The sequence below is a fragment of the Micromonospora olivasterospora genome, assembly GCF_007830265.1.
Lineage (GTDB): Bacteria > Actinomycetota > Actinomycetes > Mycobacteriales > Micromonosporaceae > Micromonospora > Micromonospora olivasterospora.
Map to the genome: position 1 here is coordinate 5065010 of NZ_VLKE01000001.1, position 16179 is coordinate 5081188.

Sequence of the window (16179 nt, forward strand, 5' to 3'; positions counted from 1 at the left end):
GGGCGGCGGGGGGAGAGTCGCCGCCCCGCCCGGTCTCCGGTCAGCCCCGGGCGGGCGCCGGCCCCTCGACCGGCTCCGGCACCTCGTCCGGACGGGCGGCGGCCAGCAACGCCACCAGGTCGTCGAGGGTGTCCAGGGGACCGCCGGGGCCGTTCAGCTCCACCTCGACGCCGTACTCCAGTTCGATCGCGTCGACCAGGCGCAGCGCCTTCTCCTGGACGGCCGGGCTGAACCAGGCGTCCTGGCACCTGCTGACCCACGTGGTCGACGAGCCGGGCGGCGTCGGCGTCACGCTCACCGTCGACACCCGGCACGTCGCGTCCGACACGGTCGAGCCGTTCCTGCGGGGGCTGGAGGAGCTGCTGGTGGAGGCCGCCTTCGGCGACGTCCCGTGGCCGTGGTCGCCGCCCGGCGGCGCGCCCGCCCCCGTGGCGCCGGGCGCCGGGGAGGTGGCGTACGCGGAGTTCCACGGCGGGCGGGACGCCACCGGGCCGCTCACCTGGGGGCAGTGGGCGATGTGGCGGTCCGTCGAGGAGTTCACGTCCCCCGCCGCGTACCGGGTGCTGACCCTGCCCCGTACCCTGGCCGTCTCCGCGCGGGCGGACGTGACGGTGCCGCGGGCGCTGCGGGCGGTCGGCGGGCTGGTCGCCCGGCACGAGTCGCTGCGCACCCGGGTCCGGTGCCGGGACGGGGAACTGCGTCAGGAGGCCGCGGCGTCGGGGCGGCTGCCCGTCCTCGTCCACGCCGTGCCCCCGGCCGGCGGACGACCCGGACGGCCGGTCCGCGGCGGCGGACCTGGCCGCGCGGCTCGCCGGGCCGCGCTTCGACCACGCCGCCGAGTGGCCGGTGCGGGCCGCGCTGGTCACCGTCGAGGACCGGGTACGGCAGGTCGTGGTGGTGTTCAGTCACTGTCCCGGGCCAGGCGGGCGGCGCTGGACGCCTACCGGCACGCCTACTACGACCCGGCCGCGTTCGAGCGCGCCTTCACCGAGCTGGGTCACGACCACCGGAGCGTGCTGGCCCCGCTCTGCTACCTCAACGACGTCCGGCTGTCGCCGGACGTCGAGGCCGGCGGGGCGGGCCCGGACGAGGCCGCCCTGCGGGCGATGGCAGCCCACGGTGCGTTCCGCTGGCTGGACGGGTTGGACGGGTTCGCCTGGCGCTGCCGGATCCAGCTGCTCGACGCCCCCCGGGGCGGTCGAGCCGGTGGTCACGGCCGACACCCGGTACCTGCCGCCGGAGCGGGCCGAGCGGTTGCTGCGCGCCGTCGAGGCGCTGCTGGTCGAGGCGGCCTTCCGGGACGTGCCCTGGCCGTGGTCGCCGGCCCCGTCCGCGACGACCCCGGCCGAGGCCCCGGCTCCCGACCGTTCGCGGGTCGCGCGTCCATAGCGCCGGCGGTATGACCCAGAGGGGATGGCCATCAAATCCATCGATATCAATATAATGGCCGCAATCCTGAATCAGGTGCGCTCATGCGGCGCGCCGGTCGTGATGCGGAGGAACACATGGTTCGCTGGCGCAGACTCTCCGGCCTCCTGGCCGCCGCGCTGGCCGCGGTGACCGCGGGCAGCCTCACTCTCGCGGCGCCCGCTGCCGCGGCCGACGACTCCTTCACGCCGAACGTCGTCGGCGGCACCCGCGCCGCCCAGGGCGAGTTCCCCTGGATGGTGCGCCTCTCCATGGGCTGCGGCGGGGCGCTCTACAGCTCGCGCCTCGTGCTCACCGCCGCGCACTGCGTCGGCGCCACCGGCACCAACACCAGCATCACCGCGACGCTCGGCGTGGTGGACCTCCAGTCCGCCAGCCGCATCACCGTCAGGTCGAACTACGTCTACCGCGCCCCGGGCTACAACGGCGCGGGCAAGGACTGGGCGCTGATCCGGCTGGCCACCCCGGTCACCACCCTGCCCACCCTGAAGATCGCCAACACCACCGCGTACGACAACGGCACCTTCACCGTCGCCGGCTGGGGCGCGCCGTACGAGGGCGGGCCGCAGCAGCGGTACCTGCTCAAGGCCAACGTGCCGTTCGTCGACGACAACACCTGCAACGCCAGCTACAGCGGCGACCTCATCCCCGCCGAGGAGATCTGCGCCGGCTACACCAGTGGCGGCGTGGACACCTGCCAGGGCGACTCGGGCGGCCCGATGTTCCGCCGCGACGCCGCCGGCGCCTGGATCCAGGTCGGCATCGTCAGCTGGGGCTACGGCTGCGCCCGGCCCAACTTCCCGGGCGTCTACACCCAGGTGAGCTACTTCGCCTCGGCCATCGCCTCGGCCGCGGCGAGCCTCGGCGGCTGACCGTACGACCGATCGGGCGGCCCGGCTGGTCACCAGCCGGGCCGCCTCCACGTGCCTGCCCGCCCCCGCTCGCGGGCCGGTGCCGAGGCCGGTCGGAGCCGTTCGCGGCGCCGGACGGCCGGCGCGGCGGGAGAGGCTTGCCCGGTCCGAATAGGATCGGGTCCTGCCGTCACTTGGAGGTGTCGCATGGGTCGGGCGCTGCGGGTGGTTATTCCGGTCCTGCTCCTCCTGCTCGGCGTCGCCTGGTACGCCTCGTACGCCACCACCATCGCGGTGTGGGAGTTGCGCAAGCTCCTGCCCTGGCTGGTGGCGCCGGCCCTGGTGGCCGTGCTCGCCGGGGCGCCGGCGGCGGCGCGACTGCTCACCCGCCGGCTTCGCGGCCGTGGGGCCAGGCCGCCGGCGACCGGCGCCACCGTCGTCCTCGGCTGGCTGGGCGCCGCCGTCGGGCTGGCGCTCGGCGCGTTCTGGCTGGTCTACGGCGAGTACCTCCAGGACCGGGCGTACGCGACCACCATGCGGGTGGTGACCGACCCCGTGCCGGAGCTGACCCCACGCGCGCCGTACCTGGTCGGCAAGGCGCAGGCCGCGCCCAACCTGGGCGACGTCACCGGCGAGATCACCGACGTGAGCTACCTGCCCGACTCCGACCGGTTCGCCGTCCTGGTGGAGCGGCGCGGCTGGCTGACCGGCTACGAGGTCGGCCTGGTGCAGGAGGTGCCCCTCGGCGGCCACAGCCGGGCGCAACAGCGGTGCGCGTTCGACATGTCCGCCGCCGACGCGCGGATCGGGGGTTGGTTCACGCACAACCTGGGTCGGCAGATCTCCGCCGAGCGGCGCTGGGTCCGGTTCTCCGCCGACGACGCGTACGTCTACTGCCAGGGCGACACCCCTGTTGTGGTGGTGCCGCTCAAGCGCCAGACCGGCGTCCTGGTGGTGACCGAGCGGCCGGCCGGCGTGGCGCTGTACGACGGCCGGACCGGGAAGGTCACGATCGTCGACGACACGACGGAGGTGCCCGGACCGTCCTATCCGATCAGTCTGGCCGGCCGGGAGCGGGAGGGCACCGCCGCCGTCGGCGGGTTCGCCGACTGGTGGTTCGAGCGCAGCGGCTGGGACGCCTCCGAGGACGGCGCCAACGAGGGCAACGAGTCGGAGTTCACCCTGCGCTACCGCGACGGCGGTGGAGGCAGCGTGTACGTCACCCCGCTCACCCCGCAGGGCGAGGCCAGCTCCGTGGTGGCCGTGTCGACCGTGCCGACCCGGCACTCCGGCCGGGGGCTCGCCCCGCTGACCGTGCACCGGCTCAGCCCGACGTGGTCGTCGCCGCAGGCGATCGTCGCCCTGATCAAGGCGGAGTACCGGGACGTCTGCTGCTGGAACGACGACCAGGTGTTCGAGGTGGTGCCGACCGGGGGCAGCACGTGGACCGCCACGCTCGGCAGCGAGCAGAGCATCCGGTACCGGGTGGAGGGCCGGGGCCAGATCAACGGCCGGGAGGCGACCTGTCTGAAGAACGCCGACGGCAGCCTGGTCCGGTGCGCGTACGCCGCCCCCGGCTCGCCGGAGGAGCAGGAGCTGCGCCGCCGGGAGGAGCAGAAGCGGCAGGAGGAGGCGGCGAACGGCGGCGCGGTCCGGGGCGACCTGGCCGCGTACACCGACGAGCAGTTGGCCGAGCTGAACCGGCGCCTCACCGAGGAGGTCAACCGCCGCCTCAAGGAGCGGTAGGGCTCGCGGCCGTCCCGCGCGTCACCGATGTTTGTCTCTTTCGTCGGTCCTGGCTCCATCTGACGGTGACCGACCCCGCCGGCGGTATCTACGGCGCGGCGACGCACTCCTGAACATCGTCATCGCGTCGACCCGGTCCGCACTCGCGCCGGGTCGGCGGTCCCCCGTCGATGGGAGAAGCCTGTCATGGGCAACGTAGGGAGACGCGTCCGCCGCTCGGCGCTGGCCGTGCTCACGGGCGCGGCGCTGGCCGCCGTGCTGACGGTCACCGCGGCCGGCGCCGCGCCCGTCGTGGCGCAGCCGGACAAGGCCGCCCCGGCCGCCCGCACCGACGTCTACATCCGGGACGTCGCCGCCGACGTCGGCCTCCAGCCCCACGGGTTCAACCCGCTGTGGGCCAGCCCCGACATCAAGGTCTGCTGGACCACCATCGAGTGCGCCGTCAGCCAGAACCCCCGCGTCGGATTCACGAACTACATCTTCGTGAAGCTGCGCAACCCCGGCCCGTACGGCTCGGGCACCGACAGCGGCGTGCTGCGGGTCTACCGGACGACGCCGGGCGGCGGCGCCGTCTGGCCGACGCACTGGACCCAGATCGGCGCGGTCAACGTGGTCGTCCCCGCAGGTGTCACGACGGTGACGATCCCGTGGAACGGGGTGCCGGGGCCGGGGCACTTCTGCCTGCTGGCCCGGTGGGTGTCGCAGACCGACCCGATGAACTTCGAGGGCCCGGACATCAGCATCAACACCCGCTACAACAACAACATCGCCTGGCGCAACGTCGACTCGGTGCGGGTCATCCTGGGCGGCCCGGTGATCGTGCGGCCGTTCGCCATCGGCAACGCGCTGACCGTGCCGGCCAAGAGCGACCTGGTCTTCGCCCAGCCGGGCGTGCCGCTGCAGGAGGTGGGCGGCAGGGTTGTCGCCGACCTCGGCCAGACCCTGTTCGAGCGCTGGCGGGCCGGCGGCATGGTGGGCACGGGCGTGCGCCCGATCGGCGGCACCCAGGTGGAGATCGTGGACCCGGCCAAGGCCACCATCGGCAACCTGCTGCTGGAGCCCGGTGAGCGGGTCGAGTTCTCGCTCAACTTCACCGCCGCCGTCGCCTCCGACAAGGAGTTCGTGCTCGACGTGACCCAGTTCGGGCCGGACACGAGCGGCGCCGAGCGGGCCGACCTCGGTGGCGTGGAGTACCTGATCAGCGTCGGGGACAAGTAACCTCGCCGCCACCGCGGGGGCGCGGGCCGTCCGGCCCGCGCCCCCGTCGCCGTGCGCGCCCGCCGGATCAGCGCAGACAGACCCAGGTGGTGGCCACCGCGTACCCGTCGGTGCGGGCGCGCAACTGCACCGGGCCGGGCGGGGGAGCGCCCAGCGAGAAGAAGCCGACCGCGTCGACCGGCGCCTCGTCGTACGTGCCGGACGCCGTCTGCGCCCTGACCCGGCCGCCGCGCGGCGGGGAGAGCTGGCCGACGATCCCGGCGTCGCTCACCTCGATCTCCAGCACGACCGGCCCGCTGCGGAACGACAGCGTCCGCGTCGAGCCGGCCGACCGGGTCAGCCCCGCCGGCTCGGCGTCGCACGCCGAGTCGAACGTCAGCTCGGCCAGCACCAGTTCCGCGTCCACGTTCCGCCAGGTGAACGCCGCCCGCGCCGCCGTCAGGAACTCCTCCGGGACCGGTCCGGCGTCCCACAGCGCCGCGCCCAGCTCCGCGGTCAGGGCGTCGTCATCGACCGGCGGCCACTGCTCCATCGCGTTCACCCCCGTTCGTGCGGGTCGAAGCCGCCCCGAGGTACGGGGCGAGTGCCGGGCAGTCGCGCAGCCGGCGCAGGCAGCGGGCCTGGGTGGGCCCGATGCTGCCGACGGGCACGCCCAGCCGCTCGGCGATCTCCCGGTAGCTGGGCGGCGGGTCCGCCGTCAGCAGCGCCAGCAGCGCCTGGCAGCGCGGCGGCAGCTGCGCGAAGCCCTCCCGCAGCGCCTGCCGCCGCTCCGCGCGCAGCAGCTCCTCGTCCGGCGCGGCCACGTCCGCTTGGCGGGAGAAGCCGTGGTACGCGTCGAGCGCGTCGTCGTACGGGTCGAACGGCTGGGTGCGCCGGCCCAGGCGGGACAGCCGATAGCACTCCCGCCGCGCCGTGGTGGCCAGCCAGGCGGCCAGCGCCTCCGGATCCCGCACCCGGCCCAGGTGCTCGACCAGGCGCAGCCAGACCGTCTGGTTGACGTCCGCCGCGTCGGCGCGGCTCAGGTCGTACGACCGGACCACCGAGTACACCAGCGGGGTGTACCGGCGGACCAGCTCGTCCCACGCCGACTCGTCCCCGCCGGCGGCGGCGGAGACCAGGCTGCTCGCGCTGCGGTCGGTCACGACGGCACCCGCTCGCTCATCGCGCTGCGCCGAGGGTTCGCTCGCTGACCCTCGCTCACGGGACGAGCGCGCCGTAGTCGGGGTGCCAGCGGGGAGCCGCGAGCAGCGCCAGCCGTGCCGCGTCGGCGCTCAGGCCGCCGGCGGTCATCATGGCCGCGAGCCGGCCTGAGACGTACGCGGTGGCGAACGAGGTGCCCGCCCAGGCGGCGAAGCCGTGGAAGACCCGGGTCGGCAGGCCGGGCAGCGGCAGCTGCCCCTCGACGTACGTGCTGTCGCGCTCGCCGATCGCGCAGGCGTCGACCCAGGCCCCGAATCCGCTGTAGGCCGCCGGCACGAGGCCGCCGGAGGCCTGCGTGACGGCGGCGACCCCGACGACGCGGGACAGGGCCGCCGGCCAGATCGGCCGGCCGGTGCCGGCGTTGCCCGCCGCGGCGACCACGGCGCTCGTCGCGGGCAGCGCGGCCACGGCGTTGGCCAGGGGCAGCGAGGGCTGGTCGTCCTGGGTGAAGCCGCCCAGGGACAGGTTGATGATGGACACCTCCGGCACGAGCCGGCCCATGGCGGCCACCACGCTCGCCTCGTCGCCGACGCCGGTGGCGTTCAGCGCCTGCTCCGGGTCGACGCGTACGCCCGGCGCGGCCTGCCGGACCACCCCGGCGACGAAGGTGCCGTGCCCGCCCTGCGGGGCGAGCACGTCCGTGTGCACGTACAGCGGGTCCTCGTCGTCGGCCTGCGGCACGTACGCCCCGCCCAGCCACAGCGGGTGGAAGCCGCCGGCCTGCTGCCAGATGCCGGTGTCGCAGATCCCGACCGTGACGCCGGCGCCCTCGCCGAGCCGGCCGCTGTCCGGCGGCGGCAGCGCGGCGGCGGCCTGGGGCGGGCTGCCGGGGTTGCCCATGATGTTGCCCAGGCCCAGCAGCACGTGATGCGGCTGGACCTTCGGCACCGACTGGCCGGGCCACTGCTGGGGATCGCGCAGCCTGGCCACCACCCCGGGGACGTCGGTCTCCCGGTCGAACAGCAGCCGGGTGACGCCCGCGAAGCCGGCTCCCACGGTCACGACGTATCCGCGGGCGCGCAGCCAGGCGACGACCCGCTGGACGTCGGCGTTCGCGGCGAGCAGTTGCCGGGGCCGGTAGAGGAACTCCCGACCCGGCGTGGTGTACCGGCGGACGTTCTTGTCGGCGGCCAGCGCCTCGTCGAACACCCGCTGGTAGGCGAGGTCGTCCGCGCCGTCGGCCAGCGCGGGGACCGGGCGCGTCCCGGCGCCGAGCGGTACCGCGGCCGCGGCGAGCGCGGACGCCGCCAGCAGCCGGCGTCGGGACAGCCCGCCGGCAGGGCGCGGCGGGTTGGGGTGGTCAGGCGGCACGGGTCCTCCATGCGGTCGACAGGAGCGCCCGCCGGTGGCCGGCGCGGCCGAATTCCCCGGGGCATCGCCGATTCTTCCAAAGCATAGTCCAAAGTCAATGAGGTGATTCGGGGGCGCGGATTTCCGACAATTCCGCGCCGGTACCCGACATTGACGGCCCGCCGTCCGTCGTGGACGCTTTGGGGCATGCCCGACAGCACCGGTTCCGGTGCCGGGGCGGCCCAGGCGGCGCTCGACGCCGTCCAGCGCTATCCGCGCGAGGCGATCGCGATCGCCCAGCGGGTGCTCGCCGCCGGCCCGCCGTCGGCGACGACGAGCGCTCCACCGCCGAACGGGCCATCGGCCTGGCCCTGCGGGAGCTCAACGACCTGCCCGGCGCGCTCCATCACCTGCGGCGGGCGGTGCGGGCCGCCGGCACGCCCCGGGCCGGGCGCTGGCCCGGATGAGCCTGGGCTTCCTGTTGGCCAACGCCGGCCGCACCGGCGCGGCGCTGCGCGCCGTGACCGCCGCGCTGCCCCAGCTCACCGGCGCCGACGCGGGGCGGGCCCGGATGCAGCGGGGCGTGGTGCTGCACTACCGCGGACGCTACGACGAGGCGGTGCGTGACTACGGCCTGGCCATCGACATCGCTCAGCGTGAGGGCGACCTGCTGCTGGAGGCGCGGGCACGCAACAACCGCGGACTGCTCAACGCCCTCTGGGGCGCCGCTGGCGGCACGGAGGACGACCTCGCCCGGGCGGCGGCCATCTTCGGCCGGCTCGGGCTGGACCTGGCGGCGGCCGATGCCCGCTGGAACGGCGGGATCGCGGCCGGCCAGCGCGGCGACATCGCCGGCGCGCTGCGCTGCTTCGCCGCCGTGGAGGAGGAGTACCGGCGGCTCGCCGTGCCCCGGCCGGCGCTGCTGCTGGACCGGTTCGAGCTGCTGCTGTGGGTGCCGCTGGTCGACGAGGCGGTCGAGGTCGCGGCGGCGGCCGTGTGGGAACTGCGGCGCCGGGGCATGGCCTCCGACCTCGCCGAGGCGCTGCTGGCGCAGGCCCGGGCCGCGCTGCTCGCCGGTGACCTGGACACCGCGACCGGGGCCGCCGCCGCGGCCCGGGCCCGGTTCCGCCGCCAGGGCCGCCGCACCTGGGCCGCCTTCGCGCGCCACGTCGAGTTGCGCGCCGAGTACCGCCGGGGCACCCGCTCGACCGCGCTGCTCACCGCGATGCTGCGTACCGCCGAGCAGCTCGACGCCACCGGGTGGCCGGGCCCGGCCCTGGCCACCCGGATCGAGGCCGGCCGGCTGGCCGCCGCGCTCGGGCGACCGGGCCGGGCCCGGGACCTGCTGGCGGTGGCCGCCCGGGCCCGGCGCCGCGGCACCGCCGACCGGCGGGCGCAGGGCTGGTACGCCCAGGCGCTGGCGCGGCGGCTCGCCGGGGACGATTCCGGCGCGGCTCTGGCGCTGCGCCGGGGGCTGGCCGTCCTCGACCGGCACCGCGCGTCCCTCGGGGCCACGGAGCTGCGGGCCCACAGCGGGACGTACGGGCAGGAGCTGGCGGCCGAGGGCCTGGACATCGCGGTCCGGGCCGGCTCCCCGGCCGGGGTCCTGACGTGGGCGGAGCGGTGGCGGGCCAACTCGCTGCGGATGCGCGCGGCGCTGCCCCCCGACGACCCCGACCTCGTCGCGGCGCTCGCCGAGCTCCGGCTCGTCAGCGGGCTGATCGAGGACGAGGTGCTCGCCGGCCGCCCGGCGCAGGCCCTGCGCGGCCGGCAGGCCCGGCTGGAGCAGCGCATCCGGGACCTGGCCCGGCGGGTGCCCGGCGGCGGCGACGTGGTGACCCCGCCCGGCGTCGGCGCGCTGGCCGAACGGCTCGGCTCCCGGGTGCTGGTCGAGCTGGTGGCACACGGCGACCGGCTGCGGGCGGTGCTGATCCGCGACGGCCGGGCCGGCCTGCACGACCTCGGCCCGCTCGGCGAGGCGGTGGACCTGGCCCGGCGGCACCGGTTCGGCCTGCGCAGGCTGGTCACCACCGGGGACTCGGCCGCCGCCCGGGCGGGGGCCGCGCACGCCGCGGCGGCCCTGGACCGCCAACTGTTCGACCCGGTGCGGCGGCGCCTGGCCGACCGGGACCTGGTGATCGTCCCGGTCGGGGCGTTGCACGCGGTGCCCTGGTCGGCGCTGCCGTCGTGCGCCGGGCGCGCCGTGACGGTCGCCCCGTCGGCCACGGTGTGGCTCGGGGCGGACCGTCGGGAGCCCCCGGCGGGGCCGCCGGTCCTGGCCGCCGGCCCGCGCCTGCCGGCCGCGCACACCGAGGTACGCCGGCTCGCGGAGGTGCTGCCGGGGGCGCGGACGCTCGCCGGGGCCGACGCCACCGCCGCCGCGCTGACCGCGGCGCTGGACGGGGCCGGGCTGGTGCACATCGCCGCCCACGGCACGTTCCGCGCCGACAACCCGCAGTTCTCCACCGTGGAACTGGCCGACGGGCCGCTGTTCGCGTACGAGTGGGAGCGGGTGGCCCGCCCGCCCGGCTGCGTGGTGCTGTCCGCGTGCGACTCCGGCCTGACCGGGGTGCGCCCGGGCGACGAGGTCATGGGGTTCACCGCGGTGCTGCTGGCCCTCGGCGCCCGGTGCCTGGTCGCCACCGTGCTGCCGGTACCGGCCGACCCCACCACCGCCCTGATGCTCGACCTGCACCGGCGGATGCGGGCGGGCGCCGGCCCGGCGCAGGCCCTCGCCGACGCGCAGCGGGCGTTCGTCGCGGCCGGCGACGCGTCCGCCCGGGCGACCGCGGCGGCCTTCGTCTGCTTCGGGGCCGGCTGACCGGAGCCGAGGCTGGTCCGCCCCCTGGGCAGGGGGCGGACCTCGCGGCTGGCCCGCTCAGTGCTTGCGCTGGCAGGGGCCCACTCAGTGCTTGCGCTGACAGGGCACGCAGAACCGGGCGTGCGGCAGGATCTCCAGGCGCTCGGCCGGGATCGTGCTGCCGCACCGCTCGCACGCGCCGTAGGTGTCTTCGGTGATCCGCCGCAGCGCGTCGGTGATCTGCTCGAGGCTCTGCCGGACCGTCGCGATCAGCGCGGCCTGGGTGTGCGGGTCCGAGGGGTCGCCGGTGTCCGCGGTCAGTTGGGTCAGCCTGGCCGTGTGCGCCTCGAACTCGCTGGTCAACGTGGCGCGCAGCGCGTCGATGCGGGCGCTGTCGGTGGGCGTGGTCATCGTTGTCACCTTCCGGAAAAAGAAAAAGGGTCGAAGCGGTTTCCGCTTCGCCCTGTGGCCGTTCCTCGTGAGACGAACGGGTCCGGAGGGCTCCGGCCGGCCGGGACGGGGCTCGGCAGCCCGTAGGTCGGCGCGACCGCGCGCGGGGCCGACGGCCGGAGGGTGGGCACGGGCTGACCGGCGGCGGGCGGGCAGGCGGCACCGGTCGGCGTCACCGGGGTGACGCCGACCCGGGACGGCGCGCCGACCGTGGTCATCCGCTCACCATAGGCGCACGCGTCGAGGAGTCAACCCCGTTTCGCCGACTGTGGCGTGTCGGTCGGCCCACTTCCGCGCCGGGTCCCCGAAAGAGTGTCCTCGTTAGGCTGTGGCCCATGCCTGCCGTACTCAGGCGGCCGGCCGCCGCCCCGTCCGAACCGCCGGGCGTCACCGACCGGTTCGCCCGGGTCGTCCGGTCGCGCCCGTTCGAGATCGCCATCGTCGTCGTCATCATGGCCAACGGGGTGGTGCTCGGCCTGGAGACGTACGCGCACCTCGGCGGGTTCCGGCCGGCCCTGCGCTGGCTGGAGTGGTCCTTCCGGGTGATCTTCGTGGCGGAGATCGCCGCGCGGGTGCTGGCGTACGGCCGTCGGCCGCAGGACTTCTTCCGGCAGGGCTGGAACGTCTTCGACTTCGTGGTGGTGGCGGCGATCTTCCTGCCCGGCCTGCACGGCGACTCGGCGCTGCTGCGGGTGCTCCGGGTCGCCCGGGTGCTGCGGCTGGTGCGGTTCTCCCCGGGCCTGCGGACGATCGTCGCGGCCCTGCTGCGCAGCCTCCCAGGCGTCGGTGGCTTCCTCGCGTTGGCCGTGGTCACCCTGTACGTCTACGGCATGGCCGGCTGGTTGATCTTCGGCGGCACCTACCCCGAGCAGTACGGCGACATCGGCCGCGCCCTGCTGACCCTGTTCGTGCTGCTGTCGCTGGAGACGCTGCCGGACCTCATCGAGCAGGGCCTGGCGGTGTCGCCGTGGACGCTGCTCTACTACGTCAGCTTCGTCGTCATCACCGTCAACCTGCTGCTCAACATCCTGATCGCGGTCATCGTCAACTCGATGGAGGAGGCCCGCCGGCTGGAGATGACCGAGCGGCTCGCGCCCGGGTACGACGAGGACGGCGACGGCGTGCCCGACGAGGTGGACCGCATCGCGCTGACCCAGCGGCTGGACGACCTGCGCGCCGTCATCGCCGAGCTGGAGCGGGAGCTGCGCATCGACCGCGACGACCTGGCCGGACGGGCGCACCGCGACGGCGAACGCCGGGCCGGCCGCTGACCACGCGCCCGACCTGTCCGGTGTGCCCGGCGTCCTGCTGGCGCGGGGCGTGCAGGACGGGGATGCGGTCAGCGACGGCTGCCGTCGAATCACCCGACGGTCAGTCGCGCGTCGGACGACCAGTTCGTCCCACGACCAACCGCCGCCGGTGTCAGCGGCCTGGAAACGCCGCGCGGGGCGGCCGGACGCGTCCGCCGCCCCGCGCGGTCGCGCCCGCCCGGTTCCCTCTTCGACCGACGGGTGTCAGCCGATCGGAGGCGCATTGAGGGTGTTGATGGTCCACACCTGGTTCCAGCGGTTCCATTCCGTGCCCGAGACGATGCAGTCCCACTGCTGCAGGATCGCCTGCTGACCGGGCTGGCCGGTTCCGGAGGCCGCGTCCAGGCACCTTCCGGTCGAGCGGTTCCTGATGATCATGTACGTGGCGGGGAAGCAGTAGCACGGGGGCTGCGGCGGGGTGATGTACTGCCGGTACCACTCGGCCCGGCGGTACCCGGCGTCGCAGTACGGGTCCTGGATGATCGGCGTGCCGTTCTGGGTGCCCACCCGCCAGTCGAGCATCAGGCACTGACCGGAGTGGCGTGCCTTGAGGCGGAAGAATCCTCCTCCGCTGTCGAGCATCTCGAACTCCTGCGAGGGGCTGGAGTTGTTCGGCCACAGGAAGACACCCGTGAGCGGGCTGGTGGAGGCCCACATGACATCGGCGCGTAGCCCGCTGTTGTAGTTCACGATCTCCACGATGGGGGTGGCCGCGTACGCAGGCGTGGGCGCGATCACCGTGAGGGACGCGGCCACCAGTGCCACCGCCGTGGCAAGGGCGCCGAATACCCTCTTCATCGGGCGGCGCTTGCCCGCGCGCCCTGGAATGGTTGGTGTCCTGCCCTCTTCGCGCGCCAAGTGGCGCTTTCCGCTTCTTCCGACCACGACTGCTCCTCAACTCGTCGGGTAGCCGAACGGCGGCGACCGGTACCGCCAGCGTGCGGGGCGGCCGTGCTGTCCGGTGGATTCCCGGACGGGCATCGGGGCGTCAGAAGAGGGTCAGGGGCCCGGCCGGGATCGGCTCGGGCAGCGGCTCGACTCCGGGTACGCGGGCCCGTACCTCGTCGTGGAAGCGGCGGGCGAGCACCGGCGCGTCGGCGTTGTCCGGGGTGTGGACGAACACGGTCGGCGAGCGTCCCTCGCGCAGCCACCCGGCGACGACGTCGACCCAGTGCTGCCAGCCCTCGACGGTCAGCGCGGTGTCGTCGCGGCCGAGGTACCGGACGATCGGCCGGTCGGTCAGCGCGTCGGAGCGCCGCGGCACGCGCGGCTTCTTGATCCAGGCGTCGCGTTCCGCGTCGCTGGTCGGCGGGCTTCGGAAGAACGCGGTGGTGTCGAACGGTATCCACTCGGCGGCCGCGGCGGAGAGCACGCCCTCCAGGAGTCGCGCCGAGCGGGGGTCGTCGAAGAATGCGGGATGACGAACCTCCACGGCGTACCGGTGGGACTCCGGGAGCCGGCGCAGGAAGCGGGCCAGTGTGGGAACGTCGGAGGGGGCGAACGATCCCGGCAGTTGGATCCACAGGGCGTCGGCCCGCGGGCCGAGGGGCTCGATCGCGTCCAGGAAGACGCGCAGCGGCTCGTCGACGTCGGTGAGGCGGCGTTCGTGCGTGACGTGCTTCGGCAGCTTGATCACGAACCGGAAGTCGGGGTCGGTCTGCTGCGCCCACGACGCCACGGTCTCCCTGGGCGGAGTGGCGTAGAAGGTGGTGTTGCCCTCGACCGCGTTGCACCAGCCGGCGTAGTGCCGCAGGCGCTCGTGAGCGGGGAGCGGGTGCGCCAGCAGGCGGCCCTGCCAGGACTTGTGCGCCCACATCGGGCATCCCACATGAAGACGCATGACTCCGACCTCTCCACGAGCGAGCCGCGCCTGGGGCGGCAGCGAGTTCGCCCCCCCTGGTCGTCGACCGCACCGAATGGTACGCATGTTCCGAAAACTGCCACGCGGTCTGACCGTCGTCGCGATGGCCGCCGTGGTCACCCTCGCCGCCCCGGGCCCGGTGCAGGCCAGCCCCGCACCGGGCGACGGCTCGGCCGTGAGTGGCGTGGCCGAACTCAGCCCCGAGGTTGCCCGTACCCTGACCGGCGCCGGTGCCGAGGCCCGACAGCGGGCCCTGATGGAGTACTGGACGCCGGCCCGGATGCGGGCGGCCAAGCCCGAGAGTGAGATTCCCGCGGTGCAGGCGGCGCGCGCGGCTCGGCAGCCCGGGCAGCGCGCCATCCAGCCGCAGGGTCCGGCGGGCGCGATCGCCCCCGCCGCGCCGGCGACCGAGCCCAGGGCTGCCAGCACCGCCGAGTCCCCGGGCGTCTCGCCCGCGTTCTACTACCCCAACTACCCGACCGGACATCCGGTTGCTCGCACCGTGGGGATGGTGTTCTTCACGCTGAACGGCGTCAACTACCTCTGCTCCGGGGCCATCGTGAACACCGAGGGCAGGTCCTCGGTGTGGACCGCGGCCCACTGCCTCACCGGCGGCGGGAGTTAATACTGCAACGGCGGGTCGTGGCTTCGGCTGCTGATCGTTCGTTGACTGGTTGTGGTGGATGCGCAGTTGGTCGGGTCGTGGGATGCCGGGTTGGAGGAGTTGTTCTTCCGGTTCTCGCATCGGTTTACTCGAGTGGAGCCGCGGCGGCGGGCGTGGGCGTATGTGCGGGGGTTGCTGGCGCCGTTGGAGCGGCGCAACGGCTGGACCCTCGCGGAGCAGGCTGGGCATGTCTCGCCGGACGGGTTGCAGGGCATGTTGTGCAGCGCGGCGTGGGACCGGGACGCGGTCCGCGATGACGTACGCGACTACGTCGTGGAGCAGATCGGCGATGCGGCCGGGGTGCTCGTCGCCGACGAGACCGGGTTCGTCAAGAAGGGCCGCGCCTCGGCGGGGGTCCAACGGCAGTATTCAGGCACGGCGGGCAAGACGGAGAACTGCCAGATCGGCACGTTCCTGTGCTATGCCACGAGTCGGGGCCGGGCGTTGATCGACCGGGAGTTGTACCTGCCCAAGTCGTGGACCGGCGACCGGGACCGGTGCCGAGCGGCGGCGATCCCGGATGAGGTCGAGTTCGCCACGAAGCCGCAGCAGGCTCGGGCCATGCTGGAGCGGGCGATCACCGCCGGGGTGCCGTTTTCGTGGTTCACCGCCGACGAGGCCTACGGGCAGAACCCCGGCCTGCGGGGCTGGCTGGAGGAGCAGGACATCGCGTATGTGATGGCCACCCGATGCGACGACGAGGTGCCCTCCGGGTTGCATACCACCACCCGCGTCGATGAGCTGATCGCCAGAGTACGTGCGGGCGCGTGGCAGCGGCTGTCGTGCGGCGATGGCGCGCACGGACCACGCCGCTACGACTGGGCCCGGGTGCCGATCCGCCGCACCTTCGCCCACGGCCGCCGCGGCTGGGTCCTGGCCCGACGCTCGATCAGCGACCCTAGCGACATCGCCTACTACGTCTGCTTCGGCCCCCGCGGCACCCGACTGCGGGAACTCGTGCGGGTCGCCGGTAGCCGTTGGTCGGTGGAGGAATCGTTCCAGACCGCGAAGAACGAGGTCGGCCTGGACCAGTACCAGGTCCGCCGCTACGACGCCTGGTACGGCCACATCACCCTGGCCATGGCCGCTGCCGCGTTCCTCGTCGTCACCCGCGCCCGCGAAGCCGCAAAGGGGGCACCACCGGCAGCGAGGGCGCCCTGATCCCGCTGAGCAGCAACGAGATCCGCCACCTGTTCGCCCACCTCGTCCTGACCATCCGCCACCACGCCAGCCACATCCTGCACTGGTCCAACTTCCGCCGCCTACGCCAGGAACAAGCCCGAGCCGCCCACTACCGCAAACGACTCGAACCGCCATAAGTCACGACCCGCCGTTGCAGTATTAATACTCCAACGTCACTT

General features: G+C 74.4%; 15 protein-coding genes. 8 read left to right on the forward strand and 7 right to left on the reverse strand.

All coding sequences use genetic code 11. The annotated features are described in order from the left end of the window. Positions 1–40: 40 nt before the first annotated feature. Entirely contained in the window at positions 41–298 is a 258-nt protein-coding gene (locus JD77_RS23365) for a hypothetical protein (protein ID WP_145776188.1), read from the reverse strand. On the opposite strand from JD77_RS23365, the gene JD77_RS23370 reads away from it, so the two are divergent. The 4 genes from JD77_RS23370 (at position 261) to JD77_RS32435 (ending at position 5243) form a co-directional block, all read left to right on the forward strand. Further along, positions 261–1403, forward strand: coding sequence for a hypothetical protein (locus JD77_RS23370; protein ID WP_145776189.1), 1143 nt, complete (start codon positions 261–263; stop codon positions 1401–1403). The genes JD77_RS23365 and JD77_RS23370 overlap by 38 nt on opposite strands. Before the next feature lie 102 nt (positions 1404–1505). Continuing rightward, entirely contained in the window at positions 1506–2300 is a 795-nt protein-coding gene (locus JD77_RS23375; RefSeq protein ID WP_145776190.1) for a serine protease, read from the forward strand. A 186-nt stretch (positions 2301–2486) separates the two neighbouring features. After that, positions 2487–4025 carry a hypothetical protein gene (locus JD77_RS23380; RefSeq protein WP_145776191.1) on the forward strand — a complete coding sequence of 513 codons (1539 nt, stop codon included), beginning with the start codon at positions 2487–2489 and terminating at the stop codon, positions 4023–4025. Positions 4026–4211: 186 nt separating this feature from the next. After that, positions 4212–5243 carry a hypothetical protein gene (locus tag JD77_RS32435; RefSeq protein ID WP_170286519.1) on the forward strand — a complete coding sequence of 344 codons (1032 nt, stop codon included), beginning with the start codon at positions 4212–4214 and terminating at the stop codon, positions 5241–5243. A gap of 67 nt (positions 5244–5310) precedes the next feature. Here the strand turns inward: JD77_RS32435 and JD77_RS23390 are convergent, their stop codons facing one another. From JD77_RS23390 to JD77_RS23400, 3 genes are read right to left on the reverse strand one after another with little or no spacing between them, the layout of a single operon-like run. Then, on the reverse strand, positions 5311–5775 hold the full coding sequence (locus JD77_RS23390; RefSeq protein ID WP_145776192.1) for a hypothetical protein: 465 nt from the start codon (positions 5773–5775) through the stop codon (positions 5311–5313). Further along, on the reverse strand, positions 5750–6385 hold the full coding sequence (locus JD77_RS23395) for an RNA polymerase sigma factor (RefSeq protein ID WP_145776193.1): 636 nt from the start codon (positions 6383–6385) through the stop codon (positions 5750–5752). The genes JD77_RS23390 and JD77_RS23395 overlap by 26 nt, the downstream gene beginning before the upstream one ends. Positions 6386–6440: 55 nt before the next feature. Next, complete coding sequence (locus tag JD77_RS23400) at positions 6441–7754, reverse strand: S8/S53 family peptidase (protein WP_211372638.1); 1314 nt, start codon at positions 7752–7754, stop codon at positions 6441–6443. Positions 7755–8196: 442 nt separating this feature from the next. Between JD77_RS23400 and JD77_RS23405 the strand changes: the two genes are divergently transcribed. Next, positions 8197–10554 (forward strand): CHAT domain-containing protein, encoded by a 2358-nt coding sequence (locus tag JD77_RS23405; protein WP_145776194.1) that lies wholly within the window; start codon positions 8197–8199, stop codon positions 10552–10554. 84 nt (positions 10555–10638) lie between these two features. On the opposite strand, the gene JD77_RS23410 is transcribed toward JD77_RS23405, so the two are convergent. After that, positions 10639–10944, reverse strand: coding sequence for a TraR/DksA family transcriptional regulator (locus JD77_RS23410; RefSeq protein ID WP_145776195.1), 306 nt, complete (start codon positions 10942–10944; stop codon positions 10639–10641). Positions 10945–11318: 374 nt separating this feature from the next. Here JD77_RS23410 and JD77_RS23415 point away from each other — a divergent pair, with 374 nt between their 5' ends. Next, positions 11319–12254, forward strand: a complete 936-nt coding sequence (locus JD77_RS23415; protein WP_145776196.1) for an ion transporter — start codon at positions 11319–11321, stop codon at positions 12252–12254. Positions 12255–12497: 243 nt separating this feature from the next. Here JD77_RS23415 and JD77_RS23420 read toward each other — a convergent pair whose 3' ends face one another. Further along, positions 12498–13049, reverse strand: coding sequence for an RICIN domain-containing protein (locus JD77_RS23420; RefSeq protein WP_170286520.1), 552 nt, complete (start codon positions 13047–13049; stop codon positions 12498–12500). Positions 13050–13281: 232 nt separating this feature from the next. Beyond that, entirely contained in the window at positions 13282–14109 is an 828-nt protein-coding gene (locus JD77_RS23425; RefSeq protein ID WP_211372841.1) for a DUF72 domain-containing protein, read from the reverse strand. A 148-nt stretch (positions 14110–14257) separates the two neighbouring features. Here JD77_RS23425 and JD77_RS23430 point away from each other — a divergent pair, with 148 nt between their 5' ends. Both JD77_RS23430 and JD77_RS23435 read left to right on the forward strand, forming a co-directional pair. Next, complete coding sequence (locus tag JD77_RS23430; protein WP_145776199.1) at positions 14258–14779, forward strand: hypothetical protein; 522 nt, start codon at positions 14258–14260, stop codon at positions 14777–14779. A 66-nt stretch (positions 14780–14845) separates the two neighbouring features. Continuing rightward, positions 14846–15979, forward strand: a complete 1134-nt coding sequence (locus tag JD77_RS23435) for an IS701 family transposase (protein ID WP_145777740.1) — start codon at positions 14846–14848, stop codon at positions 15977–15979. The last annotated feature ends 200 nt before the right edge of the window (positions 15980–16179 follow it).

Bases quoted from the DNA above. Each gene is read 5' to 3' on its own strand.
- JD77_RS23375 (WP_145776190.1), top strand. From the start codon at position 1,506: ATGGTTCGCTGGCGCAGACTCTCCGGCCTCCTGGCCGCCGCGCTGGCC.
- JD77_RS23380 (WP_145776191.1), top strand. From the start codon at position 2,487: ATGGGTCGGGCGCTGCGGGTGGTTATTCCGGTCCTGCTCCTCCTGCTC.
- JD77_RS32435 (WP_170286519.1), top strand. From the start codon at position 4,212: ATGGGCAACGTAGGGAGACGCGTCCGCCGCTCGGCGCTGGCCGTGCTC.
- JD77_RS23390 (WP_145776192.1), bottom strand. From the start codon at position 5,775: ATGGAGCAGTGGCCGCCGGTCGATGACGACGCCCTGACCGCGGAGCTG.
- JD77_RS23405 (WP_145776194.1), top strand. From the start codon at position 8,197: ATGAGCCTGGGCTTCCTGTTGGCCAACGCCGGCCGCACCGGCGCGGCG.
- JD77_RS23410 (WP_145776195.1), bottom strand. From the start codon at position 10,944: ATGACCACGCCCACCGACAGCGCCCGCATCGACGCGCTGCGCGCCACG.
- JD77_RS23415 (WP_145776196.1), top strand. From the start codon at position 11,319: ATGCCTGCCGTACTCAGGCGGCCGGCCGCCGCCCCGTCCGAACCGCCG.
- JD77_RS23425 (WP_211372841.1), bottom strand. From the start codon at position 14,109: ATGTGGGCGCACAAGTCCTGGCAGGGCCGCCTGCTGGCGCACCCGCTC.
- JD77_RS23430 (WP_145776199.1), top strand. From the start codon at position 14,258: ATGGCCGCCGTGGTCACCCTCGCCGCCCCGGGCCCGGTGCAGGCCAGC.